General features: G+C 68.3%; 19 protein-coding genes, 1 tRNA gene and 1 pseudogene. 9 read left to right on the forward strand and 12 right to left on the reverse strand.

Features of this window, described 5'->3' with window-relative positions; genetic code table 11:
• Positions 1-204: 204 nt before the first annotated feature.
• The 6 genes from COA17_RS14635 to COA17_RS14660 form a co-directional block, all read right to left on the reverse strand.
• Positions 205-280, reverse strand: a tRNA-Lys gene (locus COA17_RS14635).
• A 104-nt stretch (positions 281-384) separates the two neighbouring features.
• Positions 385-1,491 (reverse strand): rod shape-determining protein RodA, encoded by a 1,107-nt coding sequence (gene rodA / locus COA17_RS14640; RefSeq protein WP_096613470.1) that lies wholly within the window; start codon positions 1,489-1,491, stop codon positions 385-387.
• Entirely contained in the window at positions 1,488-3,614 is a 2,127-nt protein-coding gene (gene mrdA, locus COA17_RS14645) for a penicillin-binding protein 2 (protein WP_096613472.1), read from the reverse strand. Before mrdA ends, rodA begins: the two co-directional genes overlap by 4 nt.
• Positions 3,614-4,129, reverse strand: coding sequence for a rod shape-determining protein MreD (gene mreD, locus COA17_RS14650; protein ID WP_066490256.1), 516 nt, complete (start codon positions 4,127-4,129; stop codon positions 3,614-3,616). Before mreD ends, mrdA begins: the two co-directional genes overlap by 1 nt.
• Positions 4,126-5,040 carry a rod shape-determining protein MreC gene (gene mreC / locus COA17_RS14655; RefSeq protein ID WP_096613474.1) on the reverse strand — a complete coding sequence of 305 codons (915 nt, stop codon included), beginning with the start codon at positions 5,038-5,040 and terminating at the stop codon, positions 4,126-4,128. Before mreC ends, mreD begins: the two co-directional genes overlap by 4 nt.
• Positions 5,041-5,061: 21 nt before the next feature.
• A complete protein-coding gene (locus COA17_RS14660) occupies positions 5,062-6,102 on the reverse strand; it encodes a rod shape-determining protein (protein WP_066711664.1) in 1,041 nt (346 codons plus the stop codon).
• Between the two features lie 148 nt (positions 6,103-6,250).
• Here COA17_RS14660 and mutL point away from each other — a divergent pair, with 148 nt between their 5' ends.
• Positions 6,251-8,056, forward strand: coding sequence for a DNA mismatch repair endonuclease MutL (mutL, locus tag COA17_RS14665; protein ID WP_096613476.1), 1,806 nt, complete (start codon positions 6,251-6,253; stop codon positions 8,054-8,056).
• 14 nt (positions 8,057-8,070) lie between these two features.
• Positions 8,071-8,586: a DUF6680 family protein gene (locus COA17_RS19085; protein WP_141397110.1), complete on the forward strand. Its 516-nt coding sequence runs from the start codon at positions 8,071-8,073 to the stop codon at positions 8,584-8,586.
• Between the two features lie 13 nt (positions 8,587-8,599).
• Here COA17_RS19085 and COA17_RS14670 read toward each other — a convergent pair whose 3' ends face one another.
• Positions 8,600-9,124, reverse strand: coding sequence for a GAF domain-containing protein (locus COA17_RS14670; protein WP_176484930.1), 525 nt, complete (start codon positions 9,122-9,124; stop codon positions 8,600-8,602).
• Positions 9,125-9,255: 131 nt separating this feature from the next.
• Between COA17_RS14670 and COA17_RS19455 the strand changes: the two genes are divergently transcribed.
• Positions 9,256-9,444: a hypothetical protein gene (locus COA17_RS19455; protein ID WP_176484929.1), complete on the forward strand. Its 189-nt coding sequence runs from the start codon at positions 9,256-9,258 to the stop codon at positions 9,442-9,444.
• A 146-nt stretch (positions 9,445-9,590) separates the two neighbouring features.
• Here COA17_RS19455 and rplI read toward each other — a convergent pair whose 3' ends face one another.
• The 3 genes from rplI to rpsF are packed head-to-tail and all read right to left on the reverse strand — an operon-like array spanning position 9,591 to position 10,837.
• Positions 9,591-10,187 (reverse strand): 50S ribosomal protein L9, encoded by a 597-nt coding sequence (gene rplI, locus COA17_RS14675; RefSeq protein WP_066486352.1) that lies wholly within the window; start codon positions 10,185-10,187, stop codon positions 9,591-9,593.
• A gap of 12 nt (positions 10,188-10,199) precedes the next feature.
• On the reverse strand, positions 10,200-10,424 hold the full coding sequence (gene rpsR, locus COA17_RS14680; RefSeq protein WP_007403456.1) for a 30S ribosomal protein S18: 225 nt from the start codon (positions 10,422-10,424) through the stop codon (positions 10,200-10,202).
• Positions 10,424-10,837 carry a 30S ribosomal protein S6 gene (gene rpsF, locus COA17_RS14685; protein WP_066486351.1) on the reverse strand — a complete coding sequence of 138 codons (414 nt, stop codon included), beginning with the start codon at positions 10,835-10,837 and terminating at the stop codon, positions 10,424-10,426. The genes rpsR and rpsF overlap by 1 nt, the downstream gene beginning before the upstream one ends.
• Positions 10,838-11,051: 214 nt before the next feature.
• On the opposite strand from rpsF, the gene fabD reads away from it, so the two are divergent.
• From fabD to mltG, 6 genes and pseudogenes are all read left to right on the forward strand, one after another.
• Positions 11,052-12,011: an ACP S-malonyltransferase gene (gene fabD, locus COA17_RS14690; RefSeq protein ID WP_066486350.1), complete on the forward strand. Its 960-nt coding sequence runs from the start codon at positions 11,052-11,054 to the stop codon at positions 12,009-12,011.
• A 34-nt stretch (positions 12,012-12,045) separates the two neighbouring features.
• Positions 12,046-12,478 (forward strand): annotated as a pseudogene (locus COA17_RS14695) (GxxExxY protein).
• On the forward strand, positions 12,457-13,200 hold the full coding sequence (gene fabG / locus COA17_RS14700) for a 3-oxoacyl-[acyl-carrier-protein] reductase (protein WP_096613480.1): 744 nt from the start codon (positions 12,457-12,459) through the stop codon (positions 13,198-13,200). The pseudogene COA17_RS14695 and the gene fabG overlap by 22 nt, the downstream one beginning before the upstream one ends.
• A 118-nt stretch (positions 13,201-13,318) precedes the next feature.
• Positions 13,319-13,555, forward strand: a complete 237-nt coding sequence (locus tag COA17_RS14705) for an acyl carrier protein (RefSeq protein WP_066486348.1) — start codon at positions 13,319-13,321, stop codon at positions 13,553-13,555.
• A 163-nt stretch (positions 13,556-13,718) separates the two neighbouring features.
• On the forward strand, positions 13,719-14,975 hold the full coding sequence (gene fabF, locus COA17_RS14710) for a beta-ketoacyl-ACP synthase II (RefSeq protein WP_066486346.1): 1,257 nt from the start codon (positions 13,719-13,721) through the stop codon (positions 14,973-14,975).
• Between the two features lie 13 nt (positions 14,976-14,988).
• Positions 14,989-15,957, forward strand: coding sequence for an endolytic transglycosylase MltG (gene mltG / locus COA17_RS14715; protein WP_096613482.1), 969 nt, complete (start codon positions 14,989-14,991; stop codon positions 15,955-15,957).
• 25 nt (positions 15,958-15,982) lie between these two features.
• Here mltG and eda read toward each other — a convergent pair whose 3' ends face one another.
• A complete protein-coding gene (gene eda, locus COA17_RS14720) occupies positions 15,983-16,591 on the reverse strand; it encodes a bifunctional 4-hydroxy-2-oxoglutarate aldolase/2-dehydro-3-deoxy-phosphogluconate aldolase (protein ID WP_141397111.1) in 609 nt (202 codons plus the stop codon).
• Complete coding sequence (gene glk / locus COA17_RS14725; protein ID WP_066487595.1) at positions 16,588-17,556, reverse strand: glucokinase; 969 nt, start codon at positions 17,554-17,556, stop codon at positions 16,588-16,590. Before glk ends, eda begins: the two co-directional genes overlap by 4 nt.
• Between the last annotated feature and the right edge of the window lie 13 nt (positions 17,557-17,569).

A 17,569-nucleotide genomic window follows, 5' to 3' on the forward strand; every position in this document is an offset into this window, starting at 1 on the left:
CGGGATCCGGGGCTGCCTTGTTGCGCAGCTTTTCGAGCGCGCTCGCCTTGGCATCGCGCGACGCGGCGGCGCGCTGACTGAAATCGGGGGTCTTGTATCCGGCCATATCGTCTTCCGTCTGGGGGCCATGGTTGGGGGAGCGACCCCGTGTACCATGTCCCAATGCACAACGGCCCCGCATCGCTGCGGGGCCGTTGAAAAAACTGGTGGACGCACTTGGGCTCGAACCAAGGACCCGCTGATTAAGAGTCAGCTGCTCTACCAACTGAGCTATGCGTCCGGTGAAGCGCGGTAGAAGCTGCCCGCAAGAGGCCGCCCGCGTTCGGGAAGCGCGCCTCTAGCAACGTCTGCCGGGGATGCAAAGCCCTTTTTCGACTTTTTTCGTCACCACCGCTGCGGGCAGCGCGTGGAACGGTCGATCCCCATCATGATGCCAAGCGAGATCAGCACCGTCATCTGCGCCGATCCGCCGAAGCTGACCAGCGGCAGCGGGATGCCGACCACGGGGGCCAGCCCCATCACCATCATCAGGTTGATCGCCATGTAGAAGAAGATCGTCGTCGCCAGCCCGGCCGCCGCCAGCTTGGCGAAGCGATCCTCCGCGCGCACGCCGACGTTGATCCCCCAGCGGATCACCAGCAGGAACGCGATGATCAGGAACGCGCCGCCCAGCAGCCCCCATTCCTCCGCCATGGTGGCGAAGACGAAGTCGGTGTGCCCCTCCGGCAGGTAGTCGAGGTGGCTTTGCGTGCCGTTCATGAACCCCTTGCCGAACAGCCCGCCCGATCCGATCGCGATCTTCGACTGACTGATGTGATAGCCGGTGCCCAGCGGATCGCTTTCCGGGTCCATGAAGATCAGCACGCGATGGCGCTGGTAATCGTGGAGGACGTAATTGACCGCCAGCGGGATGGCGAGCGCGGCGCCCACCGCGCCGCCGATGAACAGCCGCAGCGGGATGCCCGCCAGGAACATCACCGTCGCCCCGCCGAAACAGATCATCAGGCCGGTGCCGAGGTCCGGCTGCATCATCACGAACGCGGCGGGCAGGCCGATCAGCACGCAGGCGGGCCACACCGCCTGGAACCGGCGCGTCTCGGCGGCGGGCAGCATGTCGTAGAAGCGCGCCATCGCCAGCACGATCGCCACCTTCATCATCTCCGACGGCTGGATGCGGATCGGGCCGAAGCCCAGCCATCGCTGGCTGCCGCCGCGCACCGCGCCCAGCAGCTCGACCAGGAACAGCAGGACCAGGAACAGGCCGTAGATCCAGAAGGCGTAGCGTCGCCAGAATTCCATCGGCACGCGCGAGATCACGATCGAGCCGATCAGGAACACCGCAAAGCGCGTCCCTTGCGGAAGCACCCACGGGCGCACGCTGCCGCCCGCCGCGGAATAGAGGACGACCAGCCCGAATCCGCCGATCGCGGTGACCAGCAGCAGCACCGACCACGGCAGGCGCGCGACGGGGGCCGGGACGAAGCCGCTCATTGCGGCCCCGCATCGCGGTCGGCAGGCGCGGCGCGGCGTTCGGCGTCGGTTTCCGGTTCGGGGGAGCCGGTGCGCGCGGGGCCGGCGCCGGCGGCGACGTCGTTGGCGATCGCCTCCGCGCTGGCGTTGGTCGCGTCGGTCGCCGCCGCAACGGCGCGCGCGTTGGTGGCGGGGGTTTCGTCCACCTCCTCGGCCACCGTCGCCGGGGCGGCATGCGCCGCGCGATAGGCGGCGTCCTGCGCGGCCATGCGCGTGCGGATGTCGCCGCCCCAGGTCGGCTCGACCTCCGCTAGGCTCTTCATCGCGCGCTCGCGGTCGAACAGATAGGTCATGATGTCGCGCCCGATCATCGGCGTATCGAGGTTGCGGACGGTATGACCGTTATGCTCCAGCACCACCGCCGCGGCATAGCGCGGATTGTCATAGGGAGCGAAGCAGACGAACAGCGCGTGGTCGCGCAGCTTGAACGGCAGCTGGCCGTTCTTGAGCACGCCGGAACGGCGCTCGGCCATGGTGATGCGGCGCACCTGCGCGGTGCCGGTCTTCGCCGCCAGCCCGATGCCGGGCACCAGCATCCGCGCCGCGCCGCCGGTGCCGCCGCCGTTGACCACGCCGTTCATCGCCTCGCGGATGATGCGGAAATGCTCGGGATCGATCGCCATCGCGTCGGCCCGGGGCTTGAACGGATCGCGGATCATCGTCGGCACCAGGTTGCGCCCCGACGCGATCCGGCTGGACATCACCGCCAGCTGCAACGGATTGGCGAGCACATAGCCCTGACCGATCGAGGCGTTGAGCGAATCGGCGACCTTCCAGTCGGTCTTGTACTTGCGCTGCTTCCACGCGCTGTCGGGGACGGTGCCGTAGCGTTGGGTGACCAGCGGCAGGTCGAATTTCTGCCCCAGCCCCAGCGCGCGAGCGACCGGCGCGATCCGGTCGTAGCCGACGCGGCGCACCATTTCGTAGAAATAGATGTCGCAGCTCTGCATGATCGCGTTCTTGAGGTCGAGCGGCCCGTGCCCGCCGCGCTTGTGGCAGTGGAACACCCCGGTGCCCACGCGCATCGCGCCCGAACAGAAGACGCGCTCGTCCGGGCTGACCCCGGCGGCCAGCAGCGCGAGGCCGTTCATCGGCTTCACCGTGGAGCCGGGCGGATACAGCCCCTGCGTCACCTTGTTCATCAGCGGGACGTGATCGTCCTCGCTCAGCATCTTCCACTCGCTCTGGCTGATCCCGCTGGAAAAGCTGTTGGGATCGTAGGCGGGCATCGACACCATCGCCAGCATCTCGCCGGTCTGGCAGTCGAACACCACGGCGGAGCCGGAATTGGTGCCCAGCCGGCGCGCGGCATATTCCTGAAGCCCGGCGTCGATCGTCAGCCGCAGCGTGCGGCCCGGCACGTCGGGACGGGTCGCCAGTTCCTGCACCAGCTTGCCGCGCGCGGTGACCTCGACCCGTTTGGCGCCGGCCTTGCCGCGCAGCAGCGGCTCCATGGTCTTTTCCAGGCCGTCCTTGCCCAGCTTGAACCCCGGCGTGTTGTACAGCGGGTCGCGCGTCGCCTTATATTGTTCGGCGGAAGCCGCGCCGACATAGCCGGTCAGGTGAGCCACCGCCGCGCCGGCGGGATATTGCCGCGCAAAGCCGCGGGTCGGCGCGACGCCCGGCATCTCTGGCTGGCGCACCTGCACCGCGGCGAACCGGTCCCAGTCGATATTCTCCTTGATCTCGACCGGGCGGAAACCGACCGCCTTCTTCAGGTCCGCCTCGATCCGCGCCATGTCCTCGTCGGTCAGCGCCAGGATCTGGCGCAGCAGCGCGAGCGTGCGGTCCTTGTCCTCCAGCCGGTCGGGGATGACGTCGACGCGGAAATCGGCGCGGTTGTTGGCGATCGGCTGGCCGTGGCGGTCGACGATCCAGCCGCGGCGCGGCGGGATCATCGTCATGCTGACCCGGTTGCTTTCGGACAGCAGGTTGTAATGTTCGTTCTCGGCGATCGCCAGCCAGCCCATCCGCCCGATCAGCAGCCCGCCGACGCCCGCCTGTGCCGCGCCCAGCAGCCATGCCCGGCGCGAGAAGCTGTACGCCTGGGCCGCCTGCGTCATGATCCGGGGGGCGCGCGCCATTACGGCGCCCGCTTGAGGTCGATCCACGCGACGAGGCGCGCGGCGAGGGGGAACAGCAGGATCGAGATCACGATCTGGAGCAATAGCACGCTGTCGACGTGCGCGCCCAGCCGTGTCGCCACCAATCGACCGCCGGCCAGGCAAAAAGCGATCGACACTGCCGCGATCGCCCAGTTCTGCGCGAAGTCGCGCACGCCGGAGCGTGCGTCCATCGCCTCCACCAGGAAGAACGACAGCGTCCACAGCAGCATCGCGCTGCCCAGCGGCTGGCCTGATACCAAGTCATCGAACAGCCCCAGCAGCGCGGGCGCCCAGACGCGCAGCGACAGCGGGGCGAGCAGCCGCCACGCCAGCATCATCAGCAGCCCGAACGGCGGCAGCAGCGCCAGCGTCGCGCCCCACGGCAGGATCGTGACCAGCGATCCGGCCATCACCGTCGTCCACGGCAGCAGCCGCGCGCTGCCCGGCGTCAGCGGCTCGTCGAACGGGCGGCGGGAGGAGGACGGGGGCGTCACTGTTCGTCGTCCGCGGCGGGCTTCTTCGTGGGCGTGGGGCTGGGGGTGGGTGCGGGCACGGCCGGCGGGGGCGGCATGAACGCGCGGTGGACGATCGCGACGTCGAGCGCGCTGGGCCGCGCGAACGGCCGCGCCGGCGCGCTGTCCGTGCCCTTGTGCAGCACCCGCGCCACCGGGACGCCGGGGACGAAGATGCCGCCGGTGCCCGACGTGACGAACACGTCGCCGGGCCGGAAATCGCCGTCGGCGGTGTCGATGGTGCGCACGTCGATCAATCCGTCGCCGCGGCCCGCCGCCAGCGCCGGTCGACCGTCGCGCAGGCGATAGACCGGCACGACGCTTTCGGCATCGGTCAGCAGCAGCACGCGCGCGGTGTTCGGGCCGGTATACAGGACGCGGCCGATCAGCCCCTCCGGCCCGCTGACCGGCTGGCCATCGGCGACCCCCTGCCAGCTGCCGGCGTTGAGCAGGCCGTAGCGGCGCGTGCTCGACGCGGTGGTGCTGACGATCCGCGCGGCCACCACCACCTCGCCGGTGCGATCGCGCAGCGCCAGCAGGCGGCGCAGGCGGACGTTCTCCAGCTGCGCCTCGCGTCCGATCACCAGCGCGCGGCTGTTGCGCTCCGCCTGCGCGCGCAACCGGGCGTTTTCGTCATGGACGAGAATATAGCTGCCGACCGTGTCGGGGATCACCGCCAGCCAGCGCACGCCGGTGGCGACCGCGCCCGATACCGGCGCGGTCAATTCCGCCACACCGGCGCGCAGCATCGCGAAGGCGGCCGGCTGGAACGTCGACAGCGCGAGCAGCGCCGCCCCCATCACCGCGCCCGCGATGCCGAGGATATAGGCGAGGAACAGACTATATTGCGCGCGCCGCGAAAACCCCGGCCGCCGGTCTTTCGACGGCGCCATTGCCGTCCTCTCCCGCCAGGGTTAGCCGTTCTGCAGCACCGCGCGGAACATCGGATCCTCCAGCGCGCGACCGGTGCCGATCGCGACGCAGGTCAGCGGATCGTCGGCGATCGTCACCGGCAACCCGGTTTCGTCGCGCAGCACCTCGTCCAGCCCCTGCAGCAGCGCGCCGCCGCCGGTCAGCACGATACCCTGGTCGACGATGTCGGCGGCCAGTTCCGGCGCAGTGTTTTCCAGCGCGATGCGCACGCCGTCGACGATCGTCGCCACCGGCTCGCTCACCGCCTCGGCAATCTGCGCCTGGTTGATCTGGATTTCCTTGGGCACGCCATTGACGAGGTCGCGGCCCTTGATGTGGATGGTCTTGCCGATGCCGTCGACCGGCGGCTTGGCGCAGCCCAGTTCCTGCTTGATCCGTTCCGCGGTCGCCTCGCCGATCAGCAGATTGTGGTTGCGGCGCACGTAGCTGACGATCGCCTCGTCCATCTTGTCGCCGCCGACGCGGACCGACGTGGTATAGGCAAGGCCGCGCAGCGACAGCACCGCCACTTCGGTGGTGCCGCCGCCGATGTCGACCACCATGCTGCCGATCGGCTCGGTCACCGGCATGTCGGCGCCGATCGCGGCGGCCATCGGCTCCTCGATCAGATAGACCGCGCTCGCGCCGGCGTTCTGTGCCGCGTCGCGGATCGCGCGGCGTTCCACCTTGGTTGCGCCCGACGGCACGCAAATGACGATTTCGGGCCAGCGCATGAAGCGGCGGCGGCCGTGCACCTTCTCGATGAAGTGCTTGATCATCTGTTCGGCGACGTCGATGTCGGCGATCACGCCGTCGCGCATCGGGCGGATCGCCTCGATCGTGCCCGGCGTCTTGCCCATCATCAGCTTGGCATCGTCACCGATCGCCTTGACGCGCTTCTGCCCGTTGATCGTCTCGACGGCGACCACCGACGGTTCGTTCAGGACGATGCCGCGCCCGCGCACGTAGACGACGGTGTTCGCCGTGCCGAGGTCGATCGCCATGTCGTGCGAGGTCATCTTGAACAAGCGCGAGAATATCATTGACGTTGCTGTCCGTTGTTCGGGTCGCCGGCGTGCGACCGGCAAGGGTTCGCCTGTATCCTGACCACGTGACACCATCGGGTATCATGTCGAACGAAGGCGTCTTCCGGGGTCGCGGGATGCGGCGGCTTGGGCTAGGGACTGCCTCGTGTCAATACGCCGTCTCCCTTCGCATCTGGTCAATCGTATCGCCGCCGGTGAAGTGGTGGAAAGACCGGCCAGCGCGTTGAAGGAGCTGGTCGAGAATGCGATCGACTCGGGCGCGGGGCGGATCGCAGTCGCGCTGTCCGCCGGGGGCGTCGAGCGGATCGAGGTCGCCGACGACGGCTGCGGCATGACCCCGGAGGAGATCGCGCTGGCGCTGGAACGCCACGCCACCTCCAAGCTGCCCGATGAGGATATCGATCGCGTCGTCACGCTCGGCTTCCGGGGCGAGGCGCTGCCCTCGATCGCCTCGGTCGCACGGCTGACGATCGAGAGCCGGCCGGGGGGTAGCGACGGCTGGTCGCGCACCGTCGACAATGGCGTGGTCGAACGCGACGGCCCCGCCGCGCTGCCGCCGGGAACGCGCGTGGTGGTCGACGGGCTGTTCGCGCGCGTGCCGGCACGCCGCAAGTTCCTGCGCTCGCCGCGCGCCGAATATGCCGCCTGCCTCGACGTCGTGCGGCGGCTGGCGATGGCGCGCCCCGATATCGCCTTTTCCGTCGAGCACGACGGGCGCCGCGTCCTGTCGGTGGCGGCGGCGGAGGGGCGGCCGGCACGGGTGGCGGCGCTGACCGATCGCGCGCTGGCGGACAATTCGGTGGCGATCGACCTGGAACGCGACGGCCATGTGCTGGGTGGGGTCGCCGGGCTGCCGACCTTCCACCGCGGCGTGGCGGACCATCAATATCTGTTCGTCAACGGCCGGCCGGTGAAGGACCGGCTGCTGATCGGCGCGATCCGCGGCGCCTATGCCGAGATGATGCCGCGCGATCGCCACGCGGTGGTCGCGCTGTTCCTCGACGTCCCGCCCAGCGAGGTCGACGTCAACGTCCACCCGGCCAAGACCGAGGTGCGCTTCCGCGACCCCGCGTTGGTGCGGGGGATGATCGTCTCGGGCCTGCGCCGCGCGCTGGATGCCGCGGGGCACCGGGTGGCGCACGATGCGCCCGCCGACGTGATGGCGCTCTGGGAGCCGGAACAGACAAGCCCCCTCCCCACCGGGGAGGGGGTTGGGGGAGGGGCCGGTGTCTCACCGAGCGGTCCGTCCGGGGCTTCCGCTCACCCGCCGGGGGGCGGTTCATATCTCAACGACCGCCGCCCGACCTTCTTCGCACCCCCGCCCGCTGCGCGCGCCGAGCCGGCGTGGGGCGCGCCGCCGGAGGCAGGCGACTTCCCGCTGGGCGTCGCGCGCGGGCAGGTGGCGAAGACCTATATCGTCGCGGAGGCGGCGGACGGGCTGGTGCTGGTCGACCAGCATGCCGCGCACGAACGGCTGGTGCTGGAACGGATGCGCGCGGCGCTGGTCGGCGGGCGCGTCGCGTCGCAGGCGCTGCTGCTGCCCGAGGTGGTCGAACTGGACGAGCCGGCGTGCGACCGGCTGGAGGCGCGCATCGCTGAACTCGCCGACTTCGGGCTGGAGCTGGAACGATTCGGCGCGCGCGCGATGCTGGTTCGCGCGACGCCCGCGCTGCTGGGGCAGGGCGATCCGAAGGGGCTGGTCACCGACCTGGCCGACGAACTGGCCGCCTACGACCAGGCGCTGTCGCTGCGCGAGCGGCTTGATGCGGTGGCCGGGACGATGGCCTGCCACGGCTCGGTCCGCGCCGGCCGCGTCCTGTCGGTGGCCGAGATGAACGCGCTGCTGCGCGAGATGGAGGCGACGCCGCATTCGGGCCAGTGCAACCACGGGCGCCCGACGTGGGTGAAGCTTAACACGAAAGAGCTCCAGAAGCTATTCGGCAGGTCTTGATCAGGGGATGAGGCATGACGGCGGACCAGGTGCAGGCTATTTCGGCAGTCTTGACCTTTTTGGCCGCCTCCTGTGCGGTTTGGGCGACGTTTAGAGCGCCTAAATTAGCCGCTGAGTTTGCAGAGAAGCTCCGCGCCGATTCTCAGAAAGATGATGAAGAGCGTCGGCTCAAGCTCTGGATATTAACTACGCTTATGCAAAATCGCGCAGCAATAGCGGGGCCGAATGCCGTCTCAGCGCTTAATCTCATTGATATTGTCTTTTCTGACGCGGTGGAAGTTAGGCAAGCCTGGAAGCATTTTTTGTCAGCCGCGGAGGAGGATCCGTACTCTGCGGACCGCATCAAGGAACGCTATCTGGCGATCTGCGAAAAAATTTCACGGCATTTAGGTCTCTCTGATAGGATCGCTGTTTCAGATATCCAAGCTGTGTATTATCCGCAGCTTATGCTAAACATGGACGAGGCTGCGTACTACGAGCTTCAAGATAAAATCAAAAGATTTAAGATCGTGCCTGAGGCTAGCGGGTGATCCGGGGCGGCGCCTATGCGGGCCGCAATTGCTCCAGCCGCTTCACCGCGAGGCGGGCCAGTTCCGACAGGCGGCGGCGTTCGGCGGGGCGGAGCGGGTCGCGCGGGGTCGAATCGATGACGCACAACATGCCTAGTGTCAGCCCGTCGTCATCCACGAGCGGCGCCCCGGCGTAGAAGCGCAGCAGCTGCGTCCCGGCCAGCATCGGATTGTCGGCGAAGCGCGGATCGCGCCATGCGTCGGGGATGCAGAACACGTCCTCGTCCGTGTCGGTGGCCAGGATCGCATGGCCGCACAGCGACGCGCGCCGACTGTAGGGGCCGGTCGGCATCCCTTCCGCGGCGATCAGATACTGCCAGTCGCGATAGACGATCGAGACCGCCGCCATCGACGTATGCAGCACGGCACTCGCCTCCGCTACCAGCGCCTGCAACTGGGGGTCGTTGCGGATCAGCAATGCGCCCGATCGTTCGACCGCGCGTTCGCGCCGCGGTTCCTCCGGCGAACGGGAGGGCGGCTCATATATGGTCACTCCCATCCGCGTTCTCCGCGTGTGTGTGGACAGGTCTTGCCATGGCGGTTGGGACAGGGCCAGTGACATTTGTTCCAAAACGGTAGCGATTACAGCGTGTTCATCGTCCGTCCGTTCGCGCGTCGGCCGCGCAGGCGGTGCCGCTGCCGGATCTGCCCGTGCGCGATTATTCGTTCAGCCCGCCGCAACCTTTGCGCGGCACCGGCATTGAGCACCACGAACCGGCTACCGGTTGTCGAAGGGCAGACATGAAGCAGATTTTTCCCTTGGTCCTGGCCATCGTTCCGCTCGTCGCCGTGCTCGGCGCGTGCGTCGCGGTGCCCTGACCCACGAGCCCCCCGGGCGTCGCATCCCCCCCCCCCGCTAGCGGCGCCCAACGGAAAGGCCCGCCTGGAGCGATCCAGGCGGGCCTTTTTGTATCCCGCTCCCGCCCAGGGGCGGGGGTGGGGCGAGGAAGGAAAAGCGCGGGGGATCAGCCCTGCGCTTCCTCCTCCTCCTGAACCTCGGCGGTCGCGCCCGGCTCGGCATTGGGATCGTAATCCTCGGTGAAGCCGCCCTGGTCGCGGCCTTCCTCGAAGACCTGCGCCATGACGTCGACGCCGGCCGCCTGCATCTCGGCCTCTTCGGGCGAGCGCGCGACGTTCACCTTCACAGTGACGGCGACTTCCGGGTGCAGCTGCACCCGCACGTCGTACACGCCGATCGCCTTGATCGGGCGGTCGAGCACGATCTGGCTCTTGGTCACCTTGTGACCATCGGCCTGCAGCGCCTCGACCAGGTCGCGAACCGCGACCGAGCCGTACAGCTGGCCGACGTTCGACGACTGACGGATCAGCGTGACCGACGCGTCCTTGAACGAACCGGCTTCCTTCTCCGCGTCGGTACGACGCGCGGCGTTGTCGCTTTCGATGCGGGCACGATTGGCCTCGAACACCTTGCGGTTGGCCTCGTTGGCGCGCAGCGCCTTCTTGCGCGGCAGCAGGAAGTTGCGGGCGAACCCGTCCTTCACCTTCACCACGTCGCCGATGCCGCCGAGCTTCTCGACGCGCTCAAGCAGAATGACGTCCATCTGCTCTTCTCCTTACTTCACGACGTAGGGCAGCAGGCCCAGGTGGCGGGCACGCTTGATCGCCTGCGCCAGCTCGCGCTGCTTCTTGGCGCTCACCGAGGTGATGCGCGACGGAACGATCTTGCCCCGCTCGGACACGAAGCCCTGCAGCAGTCGGACGTCCTTATAGTCGATCCGCGGCGCATCCTTGGCGCTGAACGGACACGACTTGCGGCGGCGGAAAAACGGGCGCGCCATTATGCGTTCTCCTCTTCACGGTCGCGACGCGGACGCTCGCCGCGGTCACCGCCGCGCTCGCCACGATCGGCGCGACGCTCGCGATCGCGCTCCTGCTTGCGCATCATCACCGACGGGCCGGCTTCGTGGCCGTCGACGCGGACGGTCATGTAGCGGATCACGTCTTCGTTGATGCTGGTCTGACGCTCCAGCTCGGCGACGGTGTCGCCCGGTGCGTCGATCTCGAGCATCACGTAATGCGCCTTGCGGTTCTTCGCGATGCGATACGCCAGGCTGCGCAGGCCCCAGGTCTCGGTCTTGACCACCGTGCCGCCGTGGTCGGCGACGATCTTCGTGGCGGATTCCGCCAGCGCGTCCACCTGCGCCTGTGCCAGATCCTGGCGCGCAAGGAACACGTGCTCGTACAGAGCCATGTCTTTCCTCTATGTTGGCCGATCGCTGACATGGCCCCGTGCCATGCCCCTCCGGCTGTCGTCTTCAAATCAACGGCAAACGGGCGGGAACGGCATCGCCATCCCGCCCGAAGCGGCGTGCCCTATGGCGTATCGCGGCGGCAAAGGCAAGTCGCCGCGGTTGACCGGCGGCGCAAGTGCGGCCTAGCAGCGCGCCAGTCAAAGGAGTTGGGATATGCGCGCGTTCATCTTTCCGGGGCAGGGCAGTCAGGCGGTCGGCATGGGCGTGGCGCTCGCCGATGCGTCCGCGGTGGCGCGCGAGGTGTTCGGCGAGGTCGACGAGGCGCTCGGCCAGAACCTGCGCCGGCTGATGGCCGAGGGGCCGGCGGACGAACTGACGCTGACCGAGAATGCCCAGCCCGCGATCATGACCAACGCGATCGCGACGCTGCGGGTGCTGACGCGCGAGGGCGGGGTGACGCTGTCCGGCAAGGCCGATTATGTCGCGGGCCATTCGCTGGGCGAATATAGCGCGCTGTGCGCCGCCGAGGCGCTGGACCTGTCCACCACCGCGCGGCTGCTGAAGCTGCGCGGGCGTGCGATGCAGGCGGCGGTGCCGGTCGGCGAGGGCGCGATGGCCGCGCTGCTGGGCGCGGATGTCGAGAAGGCGCAGGTGATCGCCGGTGCCGCGGTCGATTCGATCCTGGCGGAGGGTGGCGCGGAGCTGGTCTGCACCGTCGCCAACGACAACGATCCGTCGCAGGTGGTGATCTCCGGTCATCGCGTGGCGGTGGAGCGCGCGGTCGCGCTCGCCAAGGAAATGGGCGCCAAGCGTGCGGTGCTGCTGCCGGTGTCGGCGCCGTTCCACTGCCCGCTGATGGAGGATGCCGCGCGCGCGATGGAGGCGGCGCTGGCCGATGCCGACCTGCGCGCGCCGCTGGTCCCGGTCTTCGCCAACGTCGATGCCGCGGCGGTCGCCGATCCCGGCGCGATCCGTGCGCTGCTGGTCGAACAGGTGACCGGCCGCGTGCGGTGGCGCGAATCGGTGTTGGCGATGGTCGCGGCGGGGGTGACCGAGTTCGTCGAGTTCGGCGGCAAGGTGCTGTCCCCGATGGTCAAGCGCATCGCGCCGGATGCGGAAGCGACCAGCGTCGTTTCGATGGACGATATCGAGGCGTTGTTGAAGAAGATGTGATGTTCACGCGGAGGCGCGGAGACGCGGAGAAGAAGTGAGGGACATCGACGCCATCAGCGGTGAGGTTCTCGATCTTGCGTGGCGTCTCCACCGCGAGCTTGGGCCGGGGCTGCTGGAGAGCGTGCACGAAACGGTCATTGCGGGGCGTCTGGCGACAATGGGGTATTCCGTCTCCCGGCAGCATTCGGTGGACATTCATTTCGACGAGCACGTCTTTCCGGCGGCGTTTGCTGATCGACGGTCGGCTGGTCGTCGAGATAAAGTCCGTTGAGAAGCTGTTGGCGGTACATGCCAGGCAGTTGCTGACGTATCTTAGGCTCGTCGAGCAGCCTGTCGGGCTGCTCATCAATTTCGGGGGCGAGACGCTGAAGGAAGGCGTGCGACGGGTGGTCAACAACCATCGCTCCTCCGCGCCTCCGCGTGAACCAAAACAACGGAGAATGAGATGTTCGACCTTACAGGCATGACCGCGCTGGTCACCGGCGCATCGGGGGGGATCGGGTCGGCGATCGCGAAGGGGCTGGCGGCGCAGGGTGCGCGGCTGGCAGTGTCGGGGACGAACGTGGCCAAGCTGGAGGCGTTCCTGGCCGAACTGGGCGGGGAGGGGCACGTGGCCATGCCGTGCGACCTGTCGGATGCCGCCGCGGTCGACGCGCTGGTGCCGCAGGCGGTCGAGGCGCTGGGCGGGCGGATCGACATCCTGGTCAACAACGCCGGCGTCACGCGCGACAACCTGGCGATGCGGATGAAGGACGACGAATGGGATCAGGTGATCCGCGTCAACCTGGAGGCCGCGTTCCGGCTGATCCGCGCCGCCGCCAAGCCGATGATGAAGCAGCGCTTCGGGCGTGTGGTGTCGATCACCTCGGTCGTCGGGCAGACCGGCAATCCGGGGCAGGCGAACTATGCCGCGTCCAAGGCCGGGCTGGTCGGCATGTCCAAGGCGCTGGCGCAGGAACTGGCCAGCCGCAACATCACCGTCAATTGCGTCGCGCCCGGCTTCATTCGCTCGGCGATGACCGACGTGCTGCCCGACGCACAGAAGCAGGCGTTGACCGCGCGCATCCCCGCCGGCGACCTCGGCACCGGCGAGGATATTGCCGCCGCGGTCGTCTATCTGGCGTCCAGGGAGGCCGGTTACGTCACCGGCCAGACCATCCACGTCAACGGCGGAATGGCGATGGTCTGACACCGATACGGGTGGGATCACCGCGCGGGCGCCACGCACACCCTTGTCAGGCCGCGCCCCCCGTTCTACCTGCGTTCAGCAATTCCGTATTTACCCCCCAAGTTAGAGAGGGAATAACATGAGCGAGACCGCCGACCGCGTGAAGAAGATCGTCGTCGAGCATCTCGGCGTCGAAGCCGAAAAGGTGACCGAGGACGCCAGCTTCATCGACGATCTGGGCGCGGACAGCCTCGACATCGTCGAGCTCGTCATGGCGTTCGAGGAAGAGTTCGGGGTGGAAATCCCGGACGACGCCGCCGAGAAGATCTCGACCGTCAAGGACGCGATCACCTACATCGACGAGCACAAGGGCTAAGCCCGAAGCGCCGGGCGGGCGGGCCATGCCCTTGCCAACGCCCGGCCATCGACCGATGTGAGCGGCTTTCCATCCTTTCCAGAAAGGGGTGGGAAGCCGTTTCATTTTGAAGAACCGTCCGTGCAGGGGAGTGGCGCGGCATACGGTAGTTGAAGGGAAGCCTATGCGTCGCGTCGTCGTCACCGGACTTGGCCTCGTCACCCCGCTGGGTGCGGATGTCGAAACCGTCTGGGCCAATCTGATCGCCGGAAAGTCCGGGGCCGGGCCGATCACGCGCTTCGACACCACGGGGCAGAAATGCACCATCGCGTGCGAGGTGAAGCCCAGGGACCACGAATATGGCTTCGACCCCGACCAGCGCGTCGATCACAAGATCCAGCGGCAGGTCGATCCGTTCATTATCTATGGCATCGATGCCGCCGGGCAGGCGCTGGAGGATGCCGGGCTTACCGACATGGACGAGGCGACGAAGCTGCGCGCGGGCGTGTCGATCGGCTCGGGGATCGGTGGGCTGCCGGGGATCGAGATCGAATCGGTCAACCTGCACGAGCGCGGGCCGGGCCGCGTCAGCCCGCATTTCGTCCACGGGCGGCTCATCAACCTGATCTCGGGTCAGGTCAGCATCAAATACGGGCTGATGGGGCCGAACCATGCGGTGGTCACCGCTTGCTCCACCGGCGCGCATTCGATCGGCGATGCCGCGCGGATGATCAAGGACGACGACGCCGACATCATGCTGGCGGGCGGCGCGGAAAGCACCGTCAACCCGCTGGGCGTCGCCGGCTTCGCGCAGGCGCGCGCGCTCAACATGAGCATGAACGATCGTCCGACGGAGGCGAGCCGCCCCTATGACAAGGATCGCGACGGCTTCGTGATGGGCGAGGGCGCGGGTGTCGTCGTGCTGGAGGAATATGAGCACGCCAAGGCGCGCGGCGCGAAGATTTATGCCGAGGTGGTCGGCTACGGCCTGTCGGGCGATGCCTATCACGTCACCGCGCCGCACCCGGAGGGCAAGGGCGCGGAACTGGCCATGCGGATGGCGCTGCGCAAGGCCGGCATGGGGCCGGGCGATATCGACTATATCAACGCCCACGGCACCTCGACGATGGCCGACACGATCGAACTGGCCGCGGCCAAGCGCGTGTTCGGCGACGATTTGTCGGGCGCGTCGATGTCGAGCACCAAGTCGGCGATCGGCCACCTGCTGGGCGGCGCGGGCGCGGTGGAGAGCATCTTCTGCATCCTGGCGCTGCGCGATCAGGTGGTGCCGCCGACGCTCAACCTCCACAACCCGGACGAGGGGACGGAGGGCGTCGACCTGGTGCCGCTGGTCGCGAAGAAGCGCCCGGTGCGCGCGGTGCTGAACAATTCGTTCGGCTTCGGCGGGACCAATGCCTCGCTGGTGATGAAGGCGGTCTGAGGAGACGATCGAAATGCGCAGGGTCGGCTGTATCGGGCTGATCGCCGGCCTGCTGATCGTCATCGCCGGATGGTGGGCGGTGCAGGGCTGGAAGGGGCACGGGCCCTCCGAACGCGCCACCACCGTCACCATCGCGCAGGGCGCGACGCTGGCGGCGGCGGCGCGCGAGCTGGAGCGCGCGGGCGTCATCGCCTCGGCCGGGCGGTTTCGCGCTCAGGCGCGGCTGTTCGGTGCGGGAACCGCGATCAAGGCGGGCGAATATGCCTTCCCCGCGAAGGTCAGCGCATCGGAAGTGCTGTCGATCCTGCAGGGCGGGAAGGCGGTGCAGCGCGTCGTGGTCGTTCCCGAAGGGCTGCCGTCGGTGCTGGTGCACGACCGGCTGATGGCGGCCGACGGGCTGACCGGCAACGTCGGGGTGCCGGCGGAAGGGTCGGTGCTGCCCGACGGCTATGCCTTCGAACGCGGCGATACGCGCGCGGCGGTGCTGGCGCGGATGCAGGCGGCGCTGACCCGCTATCTCGCGGCGGCGTGGAAGGCGCGCAAGCCGACCACCGTGGTCACGACCCCGCGGCAGGCGATCATCCTCGCCTCGATCGTCGAGAAGGAAACCGGCAAGCCGGAGGAGCGCCGCGCGGTCGCCGCGGTCTATTCCAATCGCTTGCGGCTCGGGATGCCGCTACAGGCCGATCCGACGGTGATCTACCCGATCACCAAGGGGCGCCCGCTGGGCCGCCGCATCCGCCAGTCGGAACTGCGCGCGAAGAACGGCTACAACACCTATGCCAGCCCAGGCCTGCCGGTGGGGCCGATCGCCAATCCCGGCCGGCTGTCGATCGACGCGGTGCTGGATCCCGCCGCATCGAAGGCGCTGTATTTCGTTGCGGACGGCAGCGGCGGGCATGTCTTCGCCGATACGCTGGCGGAACATAACGCCAATGTGAAGAAATGGTACGCGATCCGCCGCGCGCGCGGGGAGATGTAACCATCCCCTCGGGCGCGGCGCGACGTCAGCCGCGCTTCATTGCCGCCGCGGCGCGGGCGCGCGCCTCGATCTCCGGCAGCGTGCCCTCGGTCACCCAGCTGCCGCCGACGCACAATACCGGGTCGAGCGCCAGCCAGTCGGGCGCGCTCGCCTCGGTGATGCCGCCGGTCGGGCAGAAACGGCACTGGTAGAAGGGCGCGGCCAGCGCCTTCAGCGCCTTGATCCCGCCGCTGGTTTCGGCCGGGAAGAACTTGAAGTGCGACAGGCCCATGTCCAGCCCGCGCATGATGTCGCCCGCGGTCGCGACGCCCGGCAGCCACGGGATGCCCGCGGCGGCGATCGCCTCGCCCAGCGGCTGCGACAGGCCGGGGGAGACGATGAACTCCGCGCCGGCGGCCTTCACCTCGGCGACCTGATCGATCGTCACGACGGTGCCCGCGCCGACGATCGCGCCGGGCACCTGCTTCATTTCGCGGATCGCATCCAGCGCCGCGGGGGTGCGCAGCGTCACCTCCAGCACCTTCAACCCGCCGGCGACCAGCGCCTCGGCCAGCGGGCGCGCCTGCGCGGCATCCTTGATGACCAGTACCGGGATGACGGCGCTGGTCTGCATGATCGCGGCGATATCGGTCAACGTGCGTGCTCCTGGGCAAAGGCGGCGGCGGCCCCGAACAGGCCGGGCTGGGGATGGGTGATGAGCTTGACGGGCAGCTTGGCCATCATCTGCTGGAAACGGCCCTTCGCGACGAACCGCTGGTCGAAGCCGGAGCGCAGCAGCTTGTCCTTGATGCGCAGCCCCAGCCCGCCGGCGATCACCACGCCCTTCGCGCCATGCGCCAGCGCCAGATCGCCCGCCACGGCGCCGAGCGCGAGGCAGAAGCGGTCGAGCGCGGCATTGGCGATCGAATCGGTCCCCTCCAGAGCGGCGGTCCAGATCGCCTTGTCGTCGCGCAGCACCACGGAGCGCCCCTCCATGTCGGCGAGCGTTTCGTAGATCGCGACGATGCCCGGCCCGGCGACGATCCGCTCCGCGGACACGCGCGTATAGGTCTTGCGTAGCCGCTTGAGCAGCGCATCCTCGATCCCGTCGAGCGGGGCGTAATCCATATGCCCGCCCTCCGTGGACAGGACATGATATTCGCCGTCGTGGCGGAACACCTGCGCCACGCCCAGCCCGGTGCCCGGGCCGCACACCGTGGTGATGCCTTCGCTCGGCAGCGGTTCGTCAGGGCCGCACAGATGCTCGAAATCCTCATGCGGCAATTGCGCCACCGCATGGCCGATCGCACCGAAATCGTTGATGATCGTCCAGGTGTCGGCGCCCAGCCGTTCAGGAATCAGCGACGGGCGGATCACCCAGGGATTGTTGGTCAGGCGGATGACGTCGCCGGTGATCGGCGAGGCGACCGAGATCGCGGCGGCACGCGGCAGGGTGCCGCCCGCCCGCTCGCGATAGGCTTCCCACGCGGTCTGCAGGCTGGCGTGGTCGGCGGTCTTCAGCGTCACCGGTTCCCCCAGCGACACGACGCGCCGGTCGGCGACCTCCGCAATGGCGAAGCGCGCGTGCGTGCCGCCGATATCGACCGAAACCACCTGCATCATCGTCTCCTCA

The organism is Sphingomonas ginsenosidimutans (assembly GCF_002374835.1).
In the GTDB taxonomy this organism is placed as follows: domain Bacteria; phylum Pseudomonadota; class Alphaproteobacteria; order Sphingomonadales; family Sphingomonadaceae; genus Sphingomonas; species Sphingomonas ginsenosidimutans.